Genomic DNA, 19,025 nt, shown 5'->3' with positions numbered 1-19,025 from the left:
AGAAGCATGGCTAATTACTAGGGGAAGATCCCCCATCTTTTGCATTAGTCATTAGTCATTGGTCATTAGTCATTGGTTTACAAACAACAAAGGACAAAGGATAAATTTTATGAATACTAATTCTTCTTCTCTCGATAAAAATGTCAACAGTTATGACTATCATCTTCCCGAAAGTTATATTGCTCAAACTCCTGTCACCCCTCGGGATCATTCTCGCTTATTAGTAGTTGACTCTCCTACGACTCATCAGCATCAACATTTCTATGATCTTCCCCAATGGTTAAACAGTGGCGATTTATTAATTCTGAATAATACCAAAGTTATTCCAGCCAGATTATATGGTCATAAAACTACAGGCGCGGCGGTGGAAGTTTTACTGTTAGAAGAAAAAGAACAAAATTGTTGGTTAGCCCTAGTCAAGCCTGGAAAACGATTACAGGTAGGCGCAAAAATTCAATTTTCCTCTCGTTTCTCAGAGAATGAGTTGCTACAAGCTACTATTATCGAAAAAGATGAAACCCGAGGCGGACGGTTATTAAAGTTTGATCTCCCTGAAGATACCCCTTTAATGTCAATTTTAGATAAATATGGAGAGATTCCGTTTCCTCCCTATGTAACTGATACTGAGGCAAACCCTGAACAATATCAAACGGTTTTCGCTGAGAAATCAGGCGCAGTGGCAGCCCCCACCGCAGGGTTACATTTTACCGATGAATTATTAGGGAGGCTAGCAGAAAAAGGCATTAATCAAGCGCAAGTGACGCTTCATGTGGGGATGGGAACATTTCGCCCTGTCGAGGTGGAAACTATTACTGATCATAAAATGCACGAAGAATGGATTGATGTCTCAGAAGAAACCATGGCAAAAATTCGGGAGACAAAAGCCCAAGGGGGGAGAGTGATTGCTGTGGGAACAACGGTTGTTCGCGCATTAGAAGGGGCAGTGGCAGCACAGGGAGACTTAAAGGGGTTTTGTGGTAAAACTGATTTATTTATTTGTCCGGGGTATTCTTTACAGGTGGTCGATGGCTTAATTACTAATTTTCATTTGCCGCGTTCCAGTTTATTGATGCTGGTAAGTGCATTTGTTGGTCGAGAGCGATTATTATCCTTGTATGAAAGCGCGATCGCGCATCAGTATCGTTTCTATTCTTTTGGGGATGCTATGTTGATCCTTGACAATACTTGACTTATTAGTTATATAGCAACTTAAGAAAATATAGATTAATATATAAGTAAGCATAAAGAAAGTTAGGGAGAACAAACGATGATGCTATTTCGCCAGTTATTTGAAGCGGAAACCTCTACTTACACCTATTTAATCGCCGATACAACAACCCAAGAGGCAGCACTAGTTGATCCTGTTATTGAAACAGTGGAGCGCGATATCAAACTAGTTAGAGAATTAGGCTTAACCTTAAAATACTGCCTTGAAACGCATGTTCATGCCGATCATATTACGGGAACTGCTAAATTACGGGAATTGACAGGATGTGCAGGAATGGTTCCTGAAAATGCTCAAGTTGACTGTGCTAGCGACTTTATTAAACATGGAGACGTGATTAAAGTGGGTGGGATTCCAATTCAAGGGATTGCTACTCTAGGACATACTGATAGTCATATGGCTTACTTAGTCAACGGCGATCGCGTTTTAACAGGAGATGCACTTCTGATACGTGGCTGTGGTAGAACTGACTTTCAAAGCGGGGATGCAGGGACATTATATGACTCAGTCATGAATAATCTATTTACCCTCCCTGATGACACCCTAGTTTATCCTGGACATGATTATCGCGGTCACACGGTTTCTACCATTGGGGAAGAAAAACAATGGAATCCTCGGTTTGTGGGACGTAATCGGGAACAATTTATTGAGTTTATGAATAATCTCGATTTACCCAACCCGAAAAAAATTATGGAAGCTGTACCGGCGAATGAAAATTGTGGTGCTGTTTTGAATAAATAACGAAAGGAGAATAAAACTATGAAAACGATTGATGCAACGACTCTGAAAAATCATTTAGATCAAGGTGATGTTACCTTAGTGGATGTGCGTGAACCGGCTGAACATTCTGGAGAAAAAATTGCGGGTTCAACGCTAGTTTCTTTATCAAATTTTGATCCCAAACAAGTGCCAAATGATCCTGATAAACTAACTGTTCTTTACTGTCGCACGGGAAATCGATCGGCACAAGCCATGCAAAAACTATCCACAACAGGGGCAAATAATATTGTTCATTTAGATGGCGGATTAGTGGCGTGGAAAGAACAAGGCTATCCCACCCAAGTTAATAAAAATGCCCCCATTAGTCTCATGCGTCAGGTACAAATTGTCGCTGGTTCTTTAGTGGTAACGGGAACAGTTTTAGGAGCATTTGTTTCCCCCTGGTTTTTGATTTTAAGTGGTTTTGTGGGCAGTGGTTTAGTTTTTGCTGGTGTCACTAACACTTGTGCTTTGGGGATGCTATTAGCTAAAATGCCCTGGAATCAGAAAGTTTAAAGAATGAATTACCTGTTGCGTCGCTATATTCCTGCAGTTAAGTGGATTCCTCAATATCGACCCCAGTATTTAGTGGGAGATGTTACTTCAGGGATTATTGTTACTAGCCTGCTAATTCCTCAAAGTATGGCGTATGCCCTCTTAGCGGGTTTACCGCCGCAAGTGGGTCTTTATGCCAGTATTTTACCAGCAATTATCTACCCCTTATTGGGGACAAGTGCTGTTTTAGCAGTGGGCCCAGTAGCAGTAGATTCCCTGATGGTGGGAACAGCGATTTCCCAATTTGCTGTAGAAAGTACCCCTGAATATATGAGTCTAGCTATAACCCTAGCTTTTTTAGTGGGGGGAATTGAAATTTTAATTGGGGGATTGCGATTAGGCTTTCTCGTTAATTTTATTAGTCGCGCTGTGATTTCAGGGTTTATTAGTGGCGCAGCAGTGATTATTGCCTTTAGTCAGATTAGAAATTTATTAGGCTTACAAATTCCTTCTACCGAGTCATTTTTTGAGTTATTCGTTTTACTGGTTCGCAATTTACCTGAAACCAATTTGATTAATCTCGCTTTGGGGTTGGCGAGTATGGGGATATTGTTTTATTTTAATAATCCCTTAGTTAAGCAACTAAAACGCTTAGGGTGGAGTGATCAAATGATTCTCCCTGTTTCTAAAAGTGCCCCTTTATTAGTGGTGATTTTAGGGACATTATTAGTGTGGGGATTGCGCCTAGATGAATGGGCAAATCTGCAAGTGGTGGGGGAAATTCCTGCAGGATTACCGAGTTTAAATCTGCCTAATTTGAACTTAGAAACTGTTGAATTATTATTACCTGCCGCGATCGCGATCGCGCTTGTGGGATATTTAGAAGGATTTGCAGGAGGACAAGCCTTAGCCAGTAAACGACGAGAAAAACTTGATCCGAATCAAGAATTAATTGCTTTAGGGGCAGCTAATTGGGGATCAGCATTGAGTGGTGGTTATACCGTTACTGGGGGATTAAGTCGATCTGTGGTTAATTTTGCCGCTGGGGCAAATACAGGGGTTGCCTCTATTATAACTGGGCTACTGATTGCTGTTACGGCAATGTTTCTTACCTCTTTATTTTATTTTCTCCCGGCAACTGCTTTAGCGGCGATTATTATTATGGCGGTTTATCGTCTGATTGAGGTGGGAAAGTTACGGCGGATGTGGGTGTATGATAAAGCAGACGCGATCGCGTGGTTAGCCACGTTTATCATTGTTTTAGGCTTAGGCGTAGAACAGGGGATTCTTTGGGGAACTTTGATTGCTTTAGTCTTTCATTTATGGCGCACCAGCCATCCTCATATTGCTATTGTTGGGCGTTTAGGGGAGTCTGAACACTTCCGTAATGTCTTACGCCATCCTGTGAAAACCCATCCTGAAGTATTAGCCGTGCGAGTGGATGAAAGTCTTTATTTTGCCAATGCTAAGTATTTAGAGAATTTTATTAATAGCGCGATCGCGGATAATTTAGAAGTGAAGAAAGTCTTACTGGTTTGCAATGCCGTTAATCTCATTGATGCCAGTGGTTTAGAGATTTTAGAAGGCTTAGTGGCTGATCTCAAAAGTCTTGGCATTGAATTATACTTATCAGAAGTCAAGGGACCGGTGATGGATAAACTAAAAAAAATCGGCTTCATTGACTACCTAGGTAAAGATCATGTTTTTCTCACCACCGATCAAGCGATGCGAACCTTAACCACAAATTAGAACACTCTTTCATGGGGGAACCCCTAAAACAGCGCGATCGTATATTTGTCATTCAGCGCAGATTAGGGGATTTTAGAAATTTATAGTGATTCCAAATAAAAAATAGCAACCTAAAAGTAGTGGGAGCATCTTGCTCCCTAGTAGCAGCCAAGATGGCTGCACTACGGAACTGAATTGGAACGACTATAATTCACCGTTCTTTTGATATTATATTACTAATTAATCATTTAGTTAATTTACAATTAAACTCTATATCTATTATTATATTCATATAACTAAATAGTTTTATTAAAAGGATTTATAACACTATGGCAGAAATTGTCATTGTCGGCGCAGGATTTGGAGGGCTTTCTGCCGCCTACGAATTGAAACACCTCTTAAAAGGCAAACATGAAATTACTTTAATTTCCGATCAACCCACCTTTACCTTTATTCCCTCTCTCCCTTGGGTAACGTTTAATCTCAGACGCTTAGATCAAGTACAACTTCCCCTTGAACCGTTATTGCAAAAATACGGAATCCATTGGCGACACGGTAAGGTGACAGCACTTGATCCTGAGGAAAAACGAGTGACAGTAGAGGAGGAGATAACTTTAGAGTATGATTATCTCATAATTGCTACGGGGGCTTCTCTGGCTTATCATTTGATACCAGGTTTGGGGCCAGAAGATGGTTATACACAATCCGTATGCAATGCTCATCATGCGGAAATGGCGAGGGAAGCCTGGAATGAATTTTTAGAAAACCCAGGGCCGATTCTTGTGGGGGCAGTTCCGGGGGCAAGTTGTATGGGGCCAGCGTATGAAGTGGCCTTATTAGCGGACTATAGTTTAAGAAACAAAGGAATCCGTGATCAAGCAACGATTACTTTTATCAGTCCTGAACCCTATTTAGGACATCTTGGCATTGGGGGGATGGCAAATTCTGACAAAGTCGTAACAGAAGTAATGCAAGAGCATGGCATTGATTGGGTAGAAAATGCTGCTATTACTGAGATTAAACCAGATCACGTCAAATTATCAGATGGACAGGAATTTCCTTTTCAATATGCCATGTTTTTACCTCCTTTCCGAGGAGCGCAGTTCTTAAGAAATGTGCCTGGATTAACTGATAAAAAGGGATTTGTACCAGTACGAGACACCTATCAACATCCAGACTATCCCTCGATTTATAGTGCAGGGGTAATCACACAACTTGCGCCACCAGAAACAACAGAAGTCCCTCTTGGTGCGCCGAAAACTGGTCAAATGACAGAATCAATGGCGATTGCGGTAGCGCATAACATTGCTCGGGAATTAGGAGAAATTCAATCTCACCCTGTTAAGCCCAGTTTAGATGCGATTTGTATGGCAGATTTTGGCAATGATGGCATTATCTTTATTGCTGCCCCTGTTGTACCTGAACCCAGTATAGGACATCGTCGTCATGCTACTGCATTGAGAGGAGTTTGGGTGAATTGGGTGAAAAATGCTTTTGAGTGGTATTTTCTGATGAAAATGCGCTGGGGAACTGCTGTACCTTGGTTTGAACGGTTAGTCCTATTTTTATTGCAGTTATCCTTAGTGACTCCCATCGCGCCAAGCAGCGACCAATCAAAGCCTTTAACAGTTTTAGAAAAATAAAAAAGGCTGTATGGAAACAGCGTAGTAAGTAAATATTGCCTAAAAAAGGAGCATTAAAAATGTCTAAATTTCTCTTAAAAATCGTTTTTTCCCTCTTATTAGCTTTTAGCCTGCTTATTCTTCCCATTAATGAAGCAAACGCTCAACCACAACCAGAACAATTAGGCGAAATTGTGCAAGAAATTGAATCTTTAGATGCGATGCGTTCTAGCCTAGCAGGAACTCTCAAAGGAACAGACGAAACTCCTACTATAGAAACCTTTAAACAAGTCTGTAAACCAGTGGGAATGCGCGCTAAACAACTTAGCCAAGAAAACCCTTGGGATGTTAAACAAGTCGCTGAAAAATATCGGAATCCTGATCATGCGCCAACTGAAAAAGAAGCAATGGCTCTAGAAAAATTTGCCAATAATCCTAACCTCTTCGGTTTTTGGGAAACGGCTGATCAAGAAACTTATTATTATCGTCGCATTAATGTGGAAGCCACTTGCTTAAAATGCCATGGCCTCAAATCCGAGCGTCCTGAATTTGTTAAACAACGTTACCCTAATGATAAAGCCTATGATTTTTCTGTTGGGGATTTACGGGGAATGTATCGAGTCGTTGTTCCTGAAGTAAAAGAACAAATTCAAGCGGCATTACAGTAATAAGGAGGTGAATATGATTAATAAAACATTCCGTAAAATCATATTGGGACTAACGATAGTTTTCTTAATTTTAGGATTCATTAGTATTCCTACAAATTCTGCTTATGCCGAAATTCGGACAATACAAGAAGGGGAAAATCAAGTGCTTTATCAATCGCGACAGAAACTATTTGATAGTTATAATCGCACTTGGCAAGCGATCGCGTTTCAGCGAATTACATCAGAAGGAAAAGAACCATTTACGATTCGCCTTGCTGGTTTTCCAGGTAGAACCGAAATTGATCACTCCCAACCTTTAACTGTTAAGATGCCTACAGGAGAAACGTTTTATGCTAAAGATATTTCCGAAAAAGTGTTTGTTGATAAATCTCCTGTTGGTAACATAGGTCAATACAATTTTGAAGAAATTATTTCTCAGCTACCTAATACCTTAGCAGTTGTTTTTTCTGTACCCATTACAGACGGAAAGAATCTGGAAATGCCAGTTTCTCCTTTATCTATTCAAGAATGGAAAGAAGTTGCTCAAAAACGCTAATCTTAGATTAAAAATTAAGGAGGAATCAAATGTGGAAAACATTACTAACCATTTGTCTTAGCTTTTTTATTTGGATCGGAGGAGCAAGTTATCTGATTCCAAGTTATTCTAATAGTGCATTCAGTGCTAATGTTTATTCAGAAGAAATAGAAGAAGTTGTTGATGAATTTCTCACTAATATTCCCAGAGGATATTATGGGGTAAAACAAGCTGATGAAATTGAAAGATTAGTGGAAGAAGAAAATGCTCAACTGATTGATGTTCGTCAACCTTTAGAATATATAAGCGGGCATATCCTCAATGCGATTAATATTCCCCTACGAGACTTAGTGAAAAAGCAAGATCAAATTGCCAAAGATCGACCTGTTATTCTATATTGTTCAGTTGGGTATCGCACTGCCATTGGCTTAGAAGCGTTGCGTCTTCTCGGCTATGATAATGTGATGGGATATCCTGGCAGTGTTGAAGGTTGGAAAGCTGCTGGAAAGTCACTCAATTAACTATCTGATGTCTCTTTTTGATCGAAAACAATATAGTCAACGCCTTGATTTTTTGATTGATACATCGCAATATCAGCATCTCGCAAAATGGGATCAGAATTACTATATTGACCATCATCATAGACAATGCCAATACTAGTTCTAATTTTTACTTCAATATGGTTAATTCTAATTGGATTTTCTAACACTTGATGAAGCCGATTAGCAACTTGGATAGCAGCTTCTTTCTCAGGTAATTTTTCTAGTAAAATAACAAACTCATCTCCCCCAAAACGAGCAATCATGTCATCTTCCCGTAAACAGTTTTTAAATCGTTGCGTGACATTAATTAATAATTGATCTCCAATGTTATGACCAAAATTATCATTAACCTCCTTAAAACCATTTAAGTCTAAAAATAAAACTGCAAATGGTATATCAGTTGCTTTTGAGTCACGGAGCTTAATAATTTCATGTAAACGTTCTACTAATAAGTAACGATTAGGTAAACCAGTTAAGCGATCATGATGAGCCTGGTAGCTTAATTGGCTTTGTAACTGAGTTCGTTCGGTTAATTCTTGATTTAGTTGTTTATAAAGTTGGGCTTGCTTAAGCGCGATCGCGATTTGATCGGCTACTTGTTTTAATAAACTCTTTTCTGCTTCACTCCAATCACAGCTAGAGTCTTGATATTGCAAAGAAATTATCCCTTGTAATTGTTGATTATAATAAATTCCTCCTAATAGCATAGACTTGGCATTTTCTGCTCTAAAACAGACAGTATCATTAAAAGCTGAGTCATTAATTACTACTACTTCCTCTTGTTGAAAAATTTGCTGTGCTTGTGAATATTCGCAAATTTTTTCTGACCAATAACTAACTTCTTGTGTCGCCACTCGCACTAAAGGAGAGTCATCTTCATCTTGTTCATAAAGTGCTAAAACCACTTCATCAACCCCAAAAGCCTCTAAAAGTTTGGTAACTGTTTCTTCTACTACTTCATGCAATTCTAAACTTTGACGAACCGCATAAGTAATCATATTAACTAAACGCTCTCGTTCTGCTTGTTCTTTTAGGGTTGTTTCTAACTCTTTGCGATCATCAATGTTAACTCCTGCTCCGATAATTCGATAAACACGGTCATTTTCATCTTTTAAGGGAGTTAGCGTCAATAACCAACAAGTTTTTTCCCCATTCACCCTAATACATTCTTCATAAGTTAAACTGTCCCCTGAAGCTAAACAAAGTTCGTAGCGTTCACGAAGTTGAAGAGCTAATTCTCTAGATAAATTTAGTTCTAAAGGTTGTCCTTGCGCCTCACTTCTAGAGACTCCCATTAACCTTTCACTAACACAATTACAATCTGCCCAATAAAATTTCCCTTCTTCCGAAACATCCACTACAAAAATTGCTTGTTGCACCCCATCATAAATACTCCGTAGAAAGGCTTCTTGTTCCTGTAATTGTCTGGTGATATGCTTTGAGTCTGTAATATCTGTCATCAAAGCATAATAGCCTTCTACCTTTTCTGTACTACCAAAATCAGGGACTAAAACAATAAAAACATCCCTTAATTGTCGATTTTGATAAGGAAACTGAGCCTCACACTTAACAGTTTCTCCTTGCAAAACTTGCTCAATTAAACCATCAAACTGACTATACAACTCGTGTCCAATTACCTCAACAACTGTTTTGCCTAAAACTTCTTCCTCTGTCACTCCTAGCCACTGTTGATGGGTTTGATTCATAAATTGATACCGCTCACTGGCATCAACATACGCAATACTACCCTGAATCGAATCCGTAATTAGTTGTAAGCGTTTGGCTTTTTCGCGGACAAGGTCTGCTTCCTTATCGGTAGTGACATCAGTAAGAGTCATCTCATAACTAATAACTTTTCCCTCATCATCAAAAGTAGCTTTGATATCAAGATGAACCCATAATAACTCCCTATTATTTAACGGAATCAACTGTAGCTCTAAATTTTGTTTTTCCCCAGTTTGTTTGGCTTGTTGCAGCGCGGTAAAAAAGAAAGGTTGATGCTTATTGAGGATAAAGCGAGAAAAGCTAAAATTAGTGATAGGAGCGGGTATATCCCCTAGTAAAGCTCTCCCCTGATAATTAATTCGAGCAATCATCCCTTTTTCGGTGAGCGTAACATACCCACAAGGAGCAAATTCATAGAGAGACCAATATTGCTCGTATAATTCACTTAATTCACTATAAGCTCTTTGTAACTCTTCATGCTGAATTTGTAGTTCTGTTTGATAAACGCCTACTTCATATAAGTTAGGATCTGATAAAGCCTCTAAATCATCTCTTTGATTGAGACGAAGTTCTGCTTTTTCTCGGAGTTGCTCGAAATAGTCATCCATAATATTCCTTTATTTCTGTAAATTAGAAATTATATCGAATGTTGTTCATATAACTGACACTAAACATATTAATGTCACTTTACTCAACAAAATGTTACAAATTAGTTAAGAATAATAAACAATATTTAATCCTAGTCTCTTGGTCGGGAATAATAGAGCAACGGACTAGATAGCGATAGGGCCTCTCATTATCAAGAGAAAATGAGATAGTTTCCTCGAAAGGCTCATTATTTTGAAGTCGTATTTCCAGTGGTTTGATAATCTTCTCTTCCACCTGTTCAATAGTTAGTTGGTTTTGTAGGGCTAGGTTAATATTAATAATCTCCAACTGGTTAGTGAGTAAAATTGCAGGTTGGGTATAGGTATCAAGAAGGCTTTGCTGAAGTAACTGTGCTTGTTTTAAGGCTTCTTCTTTTTGCTTTAACTCATTAATATTAATAAAGTTCACTACTGTTCCTTCAATTTGATAGTTGTCTTTACGATAAGGGGTAATCTCCATGCGGTACCATCCCCCCTCTCTGGTTTCAACTAATTTGGTTTTAGGGGTTAATGTTTGCAAAACTTCTAAAATATCTTGTACCATCCCATCATCATTAAGATTAGTCGTGACATCATGAATAGGACGACCAATATCTGTAGGGATGAGGGGCATAATATTTGTTACTTCTGGGGTAAAACGTTTTACCCGCATTTGGTGATCCACAATAATAGTAGCAACTTCCGTGATATTAAGCAAATTCCTTAGATCATTTTGCGTAACTGATAACTCATTAATAGTACTTTGTAACTCTTGATTGAGGGTTTGTAATTCTTCATTTAGTGATTGTAATTCTTCTTTAGAGGATTCTAGTTCTTCATTAGTAGCTTGTAGTTCTTCATTAGAGGATTCTAGCTCTTCATTAGTAGCTTGTAGTTCTTCATTAGAGGATTCTAGCTCTTCAATAGTGGTTTGATGACTTTCTCGCGTATCTTGTAATTCTTTTTCTAATTGTGCAATACGATTATCTTTCTGTTGTAAAGCAATATCTTGGGGAATATTTTCTTGCTCATTACTTGTAGAATGACTTTCAATGACATTCAAAATTACTAATAAACGACCTGCTAAAGGTGGAGGAGAATCTAAAGGTTCAACTTGTAATTTAACTAATTCAGTGTTTCCATTAGAATTAACAGGAATTTGTTGTCGAGTTACTGATTTCTCTGAGGAAATAGCTGCTTGAATAGCAGAAAATAATTCAAACTTTAATCCTTTTCGCGCTAAATTAATAATATTATTTGTTGGATAGCCACTAACAATTTCTAGGAATTTTCCAGTTCTCCCTTGAATATGAATAATATCACCATTAGTTTCAATTAAAATTGCTGTGGGACAAAATTCGTTAAGCAGTTTTCTCTTAATAAGTGTTTCCAGATTAGTTTCTTGATCCTTAGGGCAAGAATCACTAGTAGATGTTTTGGTAACACTTAAATTTAATTGAGAACCAGTAGGAAAGTTAATGACTTGACGTGGATATTCTTTAATATGGCGACGCTTAAAAATTTTCCAGCGATGATCTAAGGGAGAAAATAAATCTTGAAAACTGCCAATACTTTCAGAAGATCCCAACATTAAAATTCCAGAAGGATTGAGGGTATAGTGAAAGAGTGGTATTATTTTCTTTTGCGTTTCTGGCTCTAAATAAATTAATAAATTTCGACAGCTTAAAAAGTGCAGGCGAGAAAAAGGGGGATCTTTGAGGATATTTTGAATTGAAAAGACGATGGAGTTACGAATTATTTGATTGATATAATAAAATTGGTTATCTCGCTCGAAAAAGCGTTCTAAATATTTGGGGGTAACTTCAGCTTGAATACTGAGAGGAAAAATTCCTTGTCGTGCTTTTTCAATTGCTCGTTGATCAATATCTGTTCCAAATAATTGAAGTTTAATGTCTTTATTCATGCTATCAATAATTTCTTGGAGAATTATGGCTAAAGAATAGACTTCTTCTCCCGTGTAACAAGCAGGAATCCAAGCACGGAATGTGTCTCCCTCTGATAAAGAATTTAAAAGTGGTGGAAGGAATTGTTGTTTTAGAATATTAAATGCAGGCGGATTGCGGAAGAAGCTAGTAACACCAATTAAACATTCTCGAAATAAGGCTTTGACTTCCTCTGGATTCTTTTGTAAAAAATTAGTATAGTCTTCATAGGTTTCAATTTGTCGCAGGTTCATCCGCCGTGTAATCCGACGGATGAGTGTATTGCGTTTATAAGCGGTAAAGTCGTGACCAATGCGCGATCTTAGCAGGGTGAAAATTCTTTCTAACCACTCTTGAGATGTTTCTACTAATTCGGTATCTTGAGAGCTAATATTTTGATGCTGAAAGTATTGTTCAATTGTCCTAGGAATTTGGCTAGGAGGTAGTGTTGCATCAGTAGCCCCTGTTAAAACTGCATTTTGAGGCATTTGTTGATAAGAAGCGGTTTCTTCTAGTTGCACCAGCACTAAGCCATCTTGAAACTTAATTGCTTTAATGCCTGTTGTTCCATCACTCCCCATTGCTGATAGAATAACGGCGGCTGCTTTGTTGCCCTGATGCTGAGCTAAAGAATGGAAGCAACTATCAATGGGAGATAGAATTGTGTCTTCGCTGTTGGGCTGGAGTTGTATTTTCCCATTAAGAATGTGAACATTTGTCTGCGAGGGAATGATATAAATATAGTTGGGAAGGATTACTTCATCATCTACTGCCACGCAAACAGGAACAGAAGTATAGCTCTGTAATGTTTCTGCACTTAAACGTTCTTCTTGAGAAGCTGTAGTCCTAAGCACGAGATAAGCAATATTACTGGTTGGCGAAACTTCCGAGAAAAATTGCTGTATTGTTTCTGTATCTCTTGGGGAAACAGCAACGCCCACAATGGGAAAGGGGTGATATTGTTGAGTTTGATCTATCATTTAAAAAATCAATGACCATTTTACAATGAGAATAACATGATTTTTTTAATGAGATGATTTCATTGTTTCAGGCTTAAGTGGCACTGAGAAATAAGGTAGCGAAAACAATAGCACCAGTACAAAAAGACCAAAAGCAAGTTTTCTTTTCCTCAGGTAGTTCACGCTTTAAGACATTTAAAATTAAACTTCCCGCTAAAAAAGACCAAACCATTAAAATGCCAGCTTCATTAATAACTCTTGCTTGACCAAGTATTGCGCCAACTAAAATTGACCCTGTCAAAAGCCAGCGCCCTTTTTGATCATAAACTTTTTCGTGATGTTCTCTTAACCCATAATCAATAATAAAAAAGTGTAGCCCGACTGCAATAAAAAATAAAATACACTCAATTAAGCTATGTTCAGCTAAATCTTGAAGCAAATAACCAAAAATAACATTTAGTAAAGCAAAACCGCCAATATGTAACCAAAATATCGCTGAAAAGGTAGATTTTTTTGGGGAATTACTACTAGCGAAACTTTTAGCATGATTAAGGACGAAAACATCTAAACCATAAAAAATAATAAGTCCTAATAGAGCTAAAATATAAACGTGATTTTCTAAATAAGCTACCAGTGGAATTGCTACATTTTCCAGTGTTTCTTGAGCATGACTCAGTTCAGGAAAAATTTCTAGAAATACATAACTAATAGAAACACCGCCAGCAAAAGAAAGCCAGCGGTATTCAGGGATAATTGCCTCAATGTTAAACTTAGACAGGAAGGCATGAATGAGAGCTAACCCCACCGCTAAAATTAAACCAAGTTCTAGCATAGAAGCCTCCCCTTTTTAGATGTAATATTTTTATTATTACTGCTAATTAACTAATATTGCTATATAATCATTAAATATTTACTTGATAGTTTAAGTCTCTGGATTTTTTCTGTTCTCCTATATGAGTCATTGGGAATACCTGACCATAAAGGTTTTAACTGCATCTTCAACAATGGCATTAATTTCTTCTTCAGTGGGGTTAGACGTAATACCGAGAACTCTTTGTAATTGATGAAAGCCTAAAAACATCCCAATAAATTGAGTAGCTGCCTGATAACTATCACAGGGTTTGATTTTTCCTTGCGCTTGTTGTTGCTCAATATATTCTACTAATAACTTACAACGAGTTTTTGGCCCCACTTGAAAAAATAACTGTGCCACTTCAGGGAACTTTCGACTTTGAGCAATGACAATTCTTAAAAGCCCGATCGCGCGATCGGATAAAATAATAGACATTGCCTGTTTCCCAATGGCAGTTAAGCCCTCTTTTAAGGGTAAATTTTCTACTTCTGCTTGTTTGAGAGGAGATAAAATTTGCTCACTCACATCTTCGACAATGGCTCGAAATAATCCCTCTTTCCCCCCAAAGTAATTGTAAATATTACTTTTTGACCCTCCAACTTCTTTCACGATGGCATCAATACTCACCCCATCATAGCCACGCTCAATAAATAAATCTGTTGCCACTGTTAGAATTTCTTTTTTCTTCTGTTCTGAGTATGCTGTGGATACTCCCATTGAATACTCCTAGCTGATCTGTGTATTTCAGGATACCTTAACAATTGTTTTTTTCTTACTGGTTGACAATACCATACTGTACGGTACGATAAGGATTAGAGAATAATAGCAACATTGTTAATCGCTATGTTTGCCATTGTACCATACGGTACGTTACGGGAAGGAATCAAACATGGTCAAAGATCAAGAAATTGCCTTTGATGAAGAAAAAAATAGCAGTCGCACTGGCAGAAAAAAACGATTATTGTGGTTAGGAGGAATAATCTTATTAATCGGTGGTAGTGCGATGATTATTCCTCGTTTACTACCAAGCCCTCCTAGAGAGGAAACCGTTGAAGAGATTAATGCGTTGCCTGTGGAAACAATTACAGTAACCCCTGAATCGTCTTATGAGGTGAGTCGTCGCTATACGGGAGAAATTCGCTCCCAACGCAGAAGTGATTTAGGGTTAGAACGCGGTGGTAAAGTGACTGAGATTTTAGTAGAAGAAGGCGATCGCGTTTCCGCAGGTGATCCCATAGCCCGATTAGACACTCAGAACTTAGAAGCCCAAAAACGACAACTCGAAGCCCAACGTCGTGGTGCGTTAGCCCAACTAGAGCAACTGGAAACCGGCCCCCGTCAAGAAGAGATTGCCGCCGCTAGAGCCAGAGTCCGTAATGTTGAAGAAGAACTGAAATTAGCGCAAAATCAGCGATCGCGCCGCGAGTTTCTTTACTCAGAAGGAGCGATTTCTGCCGAACAACTGGATGAAGTCGCCAGTCAAGAGCAAGCCTTAGAAGCCCGTTTAGAAGAAGCAGAAAGCCAATTACAAGAGCTAAGCAGTGGAACTCGTCAAGAAGAGATTGCCGCCCAACAAGCCACCGTGCACGAAATCGAAGCCAACCTAGAAGATATTGAAGTCAATCTTAACCAAAGTGTTTTGACTGCCCCCTTTGCAGGGATTGTTTCGGGGCGAGCCTTAGATGAAGGAACTGTGGTTCAAACAGGAGAACCTGTAATCCAATTAATGGAAAATACCGCGCCAGAAGCCAGAATTGGAGTTCCCTCTCAGGTTGCCCAACAACTAGAAGTGGGAAGTGATTATCCCCTTAGAATTGGCTCTGAGACCTATCAGGGGACAGTTAAATCAACCTTACCAGAAGTGAGTGGAGAAACTCGCACCCAAGAAGTTATCTTTCAACTAGACTCCGATGCGCTTCTTACCACCAGTCCCGGGGAAACTGTACGCTTAGATCTTACCCAAACCATAGAAAGTGCAGGATATTGGCTCCCGATGTCAGCACTGACTCAGGGCATTCGGGGATTATGGACAGCTTATGTTGTCGTTCCTGATGAAGATACAGAGGGATGGAAAGTGCAACAGGAAGCGGTAGAAATTATCCATCAAGAAGAAGATCGCGCCTTTGTGAGAGGAACTTTAGACCCTGAGGCGCAAATTGTATCTGAGGGAACGCATCGCCTTGCGCCTGGCCAACCTGTGGAATTAGCAAATAATTAATAACCATGATCCGCTACTTTTATCGCAATACCCGCCTCTTAATTCTCACCATCTTTTTAATCCTCGCCTTAGGGATTGCCTCGTTTCAGGCGTTACCGCGGCAAGAAGATCCCACTTTAATTGCTCGTAATGCTGTGGTGAAAACGGTGTTTCCGGGGGCTAGTGCCGAGCGAGTGGAAGCCCTAGTGACGGAAGTTTTAGAAGGAGAGATTTCCGAGATTGAAGAAGTGGAAACCATTGAGTCTAGTTCTCGGGTGGGCTTTTCTAGTGTTTCAGTTACGTTATCCGATGATGTCTTTAATGCTGCTCCGATTTGGTCAGACCTTCGCGATCGCATTGATAAAGCTAGTATAGATTTTCCTGAAGGAGCAGGTCAACCAGAACTAGAAGAATTTAATGTTCGTGCTTATACTTTAATTCCTAGTTTGCAATGGCAAGGAGAAAACCCGAATTATGGTATTCTCTATCGTTATGCCAAAGAGTTGGCGGTACAACTGCGTAGTCTTCCCGATACGGAGGAAGTAGAGATTTTTGGCGCACCAGCAGAAGAAATTTTAGTGGAAATTGATGCGCCAGAATTAGTAGCAGTGGGATTATCCACTCAAGAATTAGCGGATCAAATCGAGGCAAGTGATGCGAAAGTATCTGCAGGGCAATTACGGGGCGAGCAACGGGATTTATCTCTAGAAGTTGATACAGAACTCAGTACCCTAGACCAAATTCGTCAGATTCCCATCCAAAATACCCCTCAAGGAGAGTTTACTCGTCTGGGAGATATTGCAAGGGTAGAGCGAGGAGTTCAAGAACCCCCAACAGAATTAAGTTATACCAACGGTCAATCCGCGATCGCGCTTGGGGTATTAATGAAGCCGGGACAACGTATTGATGAATTTACGCCCATTATTCATCAAGAACTTGAGTCCTTCCGAGGCACGCTTCCAAGCAGAATCAGTTTAGAGGTAATTTTCGACCAAAGCACTTATGTTGCCGATAGAATTAACAGTCTCATTGCCAATCTTCTTTTTGCTGCCCTATTAGTGATTGCCATGGTCTTTGTTGCGATGGGCTGGGGTTCTTCGCTCATTGTGGGAATGGCTCTCCCGTTAACTGTATGTGGGGTTTTAGGGGGCATGACCGTGATGGGAATTGCAGTACATCAAATTTCAGTAACAGGGCTGATTATTGCTTTGGGATTATTAATTGATAACGCGATTGTTGTGGTTAATGATATTCAATCAGAGTTGGAAGACGGGGAAACGCCATTTAAAGCAGTGAGTAAAACGGTTAATTACCTCAAAGTACCATTGTTAGCTTCTACGATTACGACAGTAATGACCTTTTTACCGATCGCGCTTCTCCCAGGTGCAGCAGGTGAATTTGTGGGATCAATTGCGATTACTGTAATTCTCGCTTTAGTTTCCTCTCTTGCTCTGTCTTTAACCGTTATTGCTGCTCTGACAGGGAGATTTTTAAGTCGTCTCAACCCGAATCAGCCTAGAAGGTGGTGGAATAATGGGATTTCCTTTCCTCAGTTGGGACGATCTTATCGCTGGAGTTTGCAACAAGCAACGCGAAAACCGTTACTCATTGTTGCCCTTGTTTTTATTATTCCGTTGATGGGCTTTAGCATCTTGGGAAATTTAGATCGGCAATTTTTCCCTGATGTGGAACGGGATCAGTTACATATTGAAGTGGAGTTTTCCCCTGATGGCGCGATCGCGCAAACTCAGGCTCAAGCCGCCCGCGCCCGAGACCTGATCTTACAACATCCCCAAGTGGAGGAGGTGAATTGGTTTATTGGCAGAACTGGCCCCAAGTTTTATTACAACATTACGGGGATGAGAGAAAACCAATCCCACTATGCTGAGGGAATGGTACAACTAAAGGATACAGCAGAGTTACCCATATTAGTCCAAACCTTACAAACAGAACTGGATCGCGCGTTTCCCAATGCTCGTTTTTTAGTGCAACAATTAGGACAGGGGCCACCCTTTGATGCCCCCGTAGAAATGCGAATTTATGGGCCAAATTTAGAAGAATTACACCGTCTTGGCAATGAAGCGAGACAAATTTTAACCCAACTCCCTCATGTTACCTATGCTCGGGATGATTTAAGTGAAGCTCGTCCCCAAATTGGATTTGCTGTAGATGAAGAACAAGCCAGACAAGCTGGATTAAGTAATCGCGCGATCGCGCAACAATTAGAAGCCTATTTAGAAGGAAGTATTGGGGGATCAATTTTAGAAGCAACAGAGGAACTGCCAGTAAGAGTGCGACTTAGCAACACCGAAAGAGCGGATCTCAGTGAAATTGCTTCTCTAGACTTAACGCCAGAAGGGGAAGGTGAGTCGCCATTCCGTCCATTCTCGGCTCTGGGGGAATTTAATTTAACTCCCCAACTGTCTCAAATTGCCCGACGTAATCAGCAACGGGTCAATGTGATACAAGGATTTATTCAAGCAGGTGTCCTTCCAGCAACCGTATTAGAGAATTTTCAAACTGCACTCGCAGAAAATAATTTTGAATTGCCTCCCGGTTATTCCTACGACTGGGGAGGAGAACAAGAAGAACGGGATCAGGCGGTGGGAGATTTGTTGTTGTATGTTCCGCTACTGGTAATTGTGATGATTACTGCTTTAGTGCTGTCGTTAAATTCTTTCCGTCAAGCAGGAATTATGGGGTTAGTTGCTGTAGGCGCGATCGGAATGGCACTATTCTCCCTATGGTTATTTAACTCTATCTTAGGCTTTATGGCAATTGTGGGAATCATGGGCTTAGTCGGGGTAGCGATTAATGATTCCATTGTTGTGTTATCAGCGATGAATGAAGATCAGCAAGCGAAACGCGGTGATCCAAAAGCTATTCAAAACGTCGTTATTAGATCCACACGGCACGTTGTAACCACAACCGTCACAACCATGATGGGCTTTGTGCCTTTATTGCTGGAAGGCGACCCCTTTTGGCGACCCCTATCCATCGCGATCGCAGGAGGAATTTTAGGATCATCCTTACTAGCACTTTATGTTGTCCCTGCCATGTATTTAATCGTAATGCACCGCCTACCGCGAAGACTATCTCACAGGATTAAAAACGCTTAAAAATCCCCCACCATTTCTGGCAGGGGACTTTACTTCTAGACGGATCCTAG

14 protein-coding genes are annotated in these 19,025 nt (G+C 39.8%); 10 read left to right on the top strand and 4 right to left on the bottom strand.

Features of this window, described 5'->3' with window-relative positions; all coding sequences use genetic code 11:
• Window positions 1–109 precede the first annotated feature (109 nt).
• The 8 genes from queA to FRE64_RS13400 all read left to right on the top strand — a co-directional run bounded on the left by queA (window position 110) and on the right by FRE64_RS13400 (window position 7,532).
• Complete coding sequence (gene queA, locus FRE64_RS13435) at window positions 110–1,189, top strand: tRNA preQ1(34) S-adenosylmethionine ribosyltransferase-isomerase QueA (protein WP_146296697.1); 1,080 nt, start codon at window positions 110–112, stop codon at window positions 1,187–1,189.
• 81 nt (window positions 1,190–1,270) lie between these two features.
• On the top strand, window positions 1,271–1,966 hold the full coding sequence (locus FRE64_RS13430) for an MBL fold metallo-hydrolase (protein WP_146297367.1): 696 nt from the start codon (window positions 1,271–1,273) through the stop codon (window positions 1,964–1,966).
• Window positions 1,967–1,984: 18 nt separating this feature from the next.
• Window positions 1,985–2,500 carry a rhodanese-like domain-containing protein gene (locus FRE64_RS13425; protein ID WP_146296696.1) on the top strand — a complete coding sequence of 172 codons (516 nt, stop codon included), beginning with the start codon at window positions 1,985–1,987 and terminating at the stop codon, window positions 2,498–2,500.
• 3 nt (window positions 2,501–2,503) lie between these two features.
• Window positions 2,504–4,228: a SulP family inorganic anion transporter gene (locus tag FRE64_RS13420; RefSeq protein ID WP_146296695.1), complete on the top strand. Its 1,725-nt coding sequence runs from the start codon at window positions 2,504–2,506 to the stop codon at window positions 4,226–4,228.
• Between the two features lie 308 nt (window positions 4,229–4,536).
• Window positions 4,537–5,850 carry an NAD(P)/FAD-dependent oxidoreductase gene (locus FRE64_RS13415; protein WP_146296694.1) on the top strand — a complete coding sequence of 438 codons (1,314 nt, stop codon included), beginning with the start codon at window positions 4,537–4,539 and terminating at the stop codon, window positions 5,848–5,850.
• A 59-nt stretch (window positions 5,851–5,909) separates the two neighbouring features.
• Entirely contained in the window at window positions 5,910–6,497 is a 588-nt protein-coding gene (locus FRE64_RS13410; RefSeq protein ID WP_146296693.1) for a Tll0287-like domain-containing protein, read from the top strand.
• A gap of 13 nt (window positions 6,498–6,510) precedes the next feature.
• A complete protein-coding gene (locus FRE64_RS13405) occupies window positions 6,511–7,032 on the top strand; it encodes a DUF3122 domain-containing protein (RefSeq protein WP_246140321.1) in 522 nt (173 codons plus the stop codon).
• Between the two features lie 29 nt (window positions 7,033–7,061).
• Window positions 7,062–7,532 carry a rhodanese-like domain-containing protein gene (locus tag FRE64_RS13400; protein WP_146296692.1) on the top strand — a complete coding sequence of 157 codons (471 nt, stop codon included), beginning with the start codon at window positions 7,062–7,064 and terminating at the stop codon, window positions 7,530–7,532.
• On the opposite strand, the gene FRE64_RS13395 is transcribed toward FRE64_RS13400, so the two are convergent.
• The 4 genes from FRE64_RS13395 to FRE64_RS13380 form a co-directional block, all read right to left on the bottom strand.
• Complete coding sequence (locus tag FRE64_RS13395) at window positions 7,529–9,886, bottom strand: diguanylate cyclase domain-containing protein (protein WP_146296691.1); 2,358 nt, start codon at window positions 9,884–9,886, stop codon at window positions 7,529–7,531. The genes FRE64_RS13400 and FRE64_RS13395 overlap by 4 nt on opposite strands.
• A gap of 94 nt (window positions 9,887–9,980) precedes the next feature.
• Window positions 9,981–12,827 (bottom strand): CheR family methyltransferase, encoded by a 2,847-nt coding sequence (locus FRE64_RS13390; RefSeq protein WP_146296690.1) that lies wholly within the window; start codon window positions 12,825–12,827, stop codon window positions 9,981–9,983.
• 73 nt (window positions 12,828–12,900) lie between these two features.
• Window positions 12,901–13,638 (bottom strand): hypothetical protein, encoded by a 738-nt coding sequence (locus FRE64_RS13385; RefSeq protein WP_146296689.1) that lies wholly within the window; start codon window positions 13,636–13,638, stop codon window positions 12,901–12,903.
• Between the two features lie 126 nt (window positions 13,639–13,764).
• Entirely contained in the window at window positions 13,765–14,376 is a 612-nt protein-coding gene (locus FRE64_RS13380; RefSeq protein WP_146296688.1) for a TetR/AcrR family transcriptional regulator, read from the bottom strand.
• A gap of 172 nt (window positions 14,377–14,548) precedes the next feature.
• Here FRE64_RS13380 and FRE64_RS13375 point away from each other — a divergent pair, with 172 nt between their 5' ends.
• Complete coding sequence (locus tag FRE64_RS13375; RefSeq protein WP_146296687.1) at window positions 14,549–15,877, top strand: efflux RND transporter periplasmic adaptor subunit; 1,329 nt, start codon at window positions 14,549–14,551, stop codon at window positions 15,875–15,877.
• 5 nt (window positions 15,878–15,882) lie between these two features.
• The gene (locus FRE64_RS13370) at window positions 15,883–18,975 is read left to right on the top strand and encodes an efflux RND transporter permease subunit (RefSeq protein WP_146296686.1); all 3,093 of its coding nucleotides are present in this window, start codon (window positions 15,883–15,885) and stop codon (window positions 18,973–18,975) included.
• The last annotated feature ends 50 nt before the right edge of the window (window positions 18,976–19,025 follow it).

The organism is Euhalothece natronophila Z-M001, assembly GCF_007904085.1.
Taxonomy (GTDB): Bacteria; Cyanobacteriota; Cyanobacteriia; order Cyanobacteriales; family Rubidibacteraceae; genus Halothece; species Halothece natronophila.
This window is presented reverse-complemented; position numbering and strand designations above follow the sequence as displayed.

Coding starts and splice junctions, on each gene's coding strand:
- FRE64_RS13395 (WP_146296691.1), bottom strand. CDS start 9,886: ATGGATGACTATTTCGAGCAACTCCGAGAAAAAGCAGAACTTCGTCTC.
- FRE64_RS13405 (WP_246140321.1), top strand. CDS start 6,511: ATGATTAATAAAACATTCCGTAAAATCATATTGGGACTAACGATAGTT.
- FRE64_RS13420 (WP_146296695.1), top strand. CDS start 2,504: ATGAATTACCTGTTGCGTCGCTATATTCCTGCAGTTAAGTGGATTCCT.
- queA (WP_146296697.1), top strand. CDS start 110: ATGAATACTAATTCTTCTTCTCTCGATAAAAATGTCAACAGTTATGAC.
- FRE64_RS13430 (WP_146297367.1), top strand. CDS start 1,271: ATGCTATTTCGCCAGTTATTTGAAGCGGAAACCTCTACTTACACCTAT.
- FRE64_RS13425 (WP_146296696.1), top strand. CDS start 1,985: ATGAAAACGATTGATGCAACGACTCTGAAAAATCATTTAGATCAAGGT.
- FRE64_RS13390 (WP_146296690.1), bottom strand. CDS start 12,827: ATGATAGATCAAACTCAACAATATCACCCCTTTCCCATTGTGGGCGTT.
- FRE64_RS13410 (WP_146296693.1), top strand. CDS start 5,910: ATGTCTAAATTTCTCTTAAAAATCGTTTTTTCCCTCTTATTAGCTTTT.
- FRE64_RS13385 (WP_146296689.1), bottom strand. CDS start 13,638: ATGCTAGAACTTGGTTTAATTTTAGCGGTGGGGTTAGCTCTCATTCAT.
- FRE64_RS13380 (WP_146296688.1), bottom strand. CDS start 14,376: ATGGGAGTATCCACAGCATACTCAGAACAGAAGAAAAAAGAAATTCTA.
- FRE64_RS13370 (WP_146296686.1), top strand. CDS start 15,883: ATGATCCGCTACTTTTATCGCAATACCCGCCTCTTAATTCTCACCATC.
- FRE64_RS13375 (WP_146296687.1), top strand. CDS start 14,549: ATGGTCAAAGATCAAGAAATTGCCTTTGATGAAGAAAAAAATAGCAGT.
- FRE64_RS13415 (WP_146296694.1), top strand. CDS start 4,537: ATGGCAGAAATTGTCATTGTCGGCGCAGGATTTGGAGGGCTTTCTGCC.
- FRE64_RS13400 (WP_146296692.1), top strand. CDS start 7,062: ATGTGGAAAACATTACTAACCATTTGTCTTAGCTTTTTTATTTGGATC.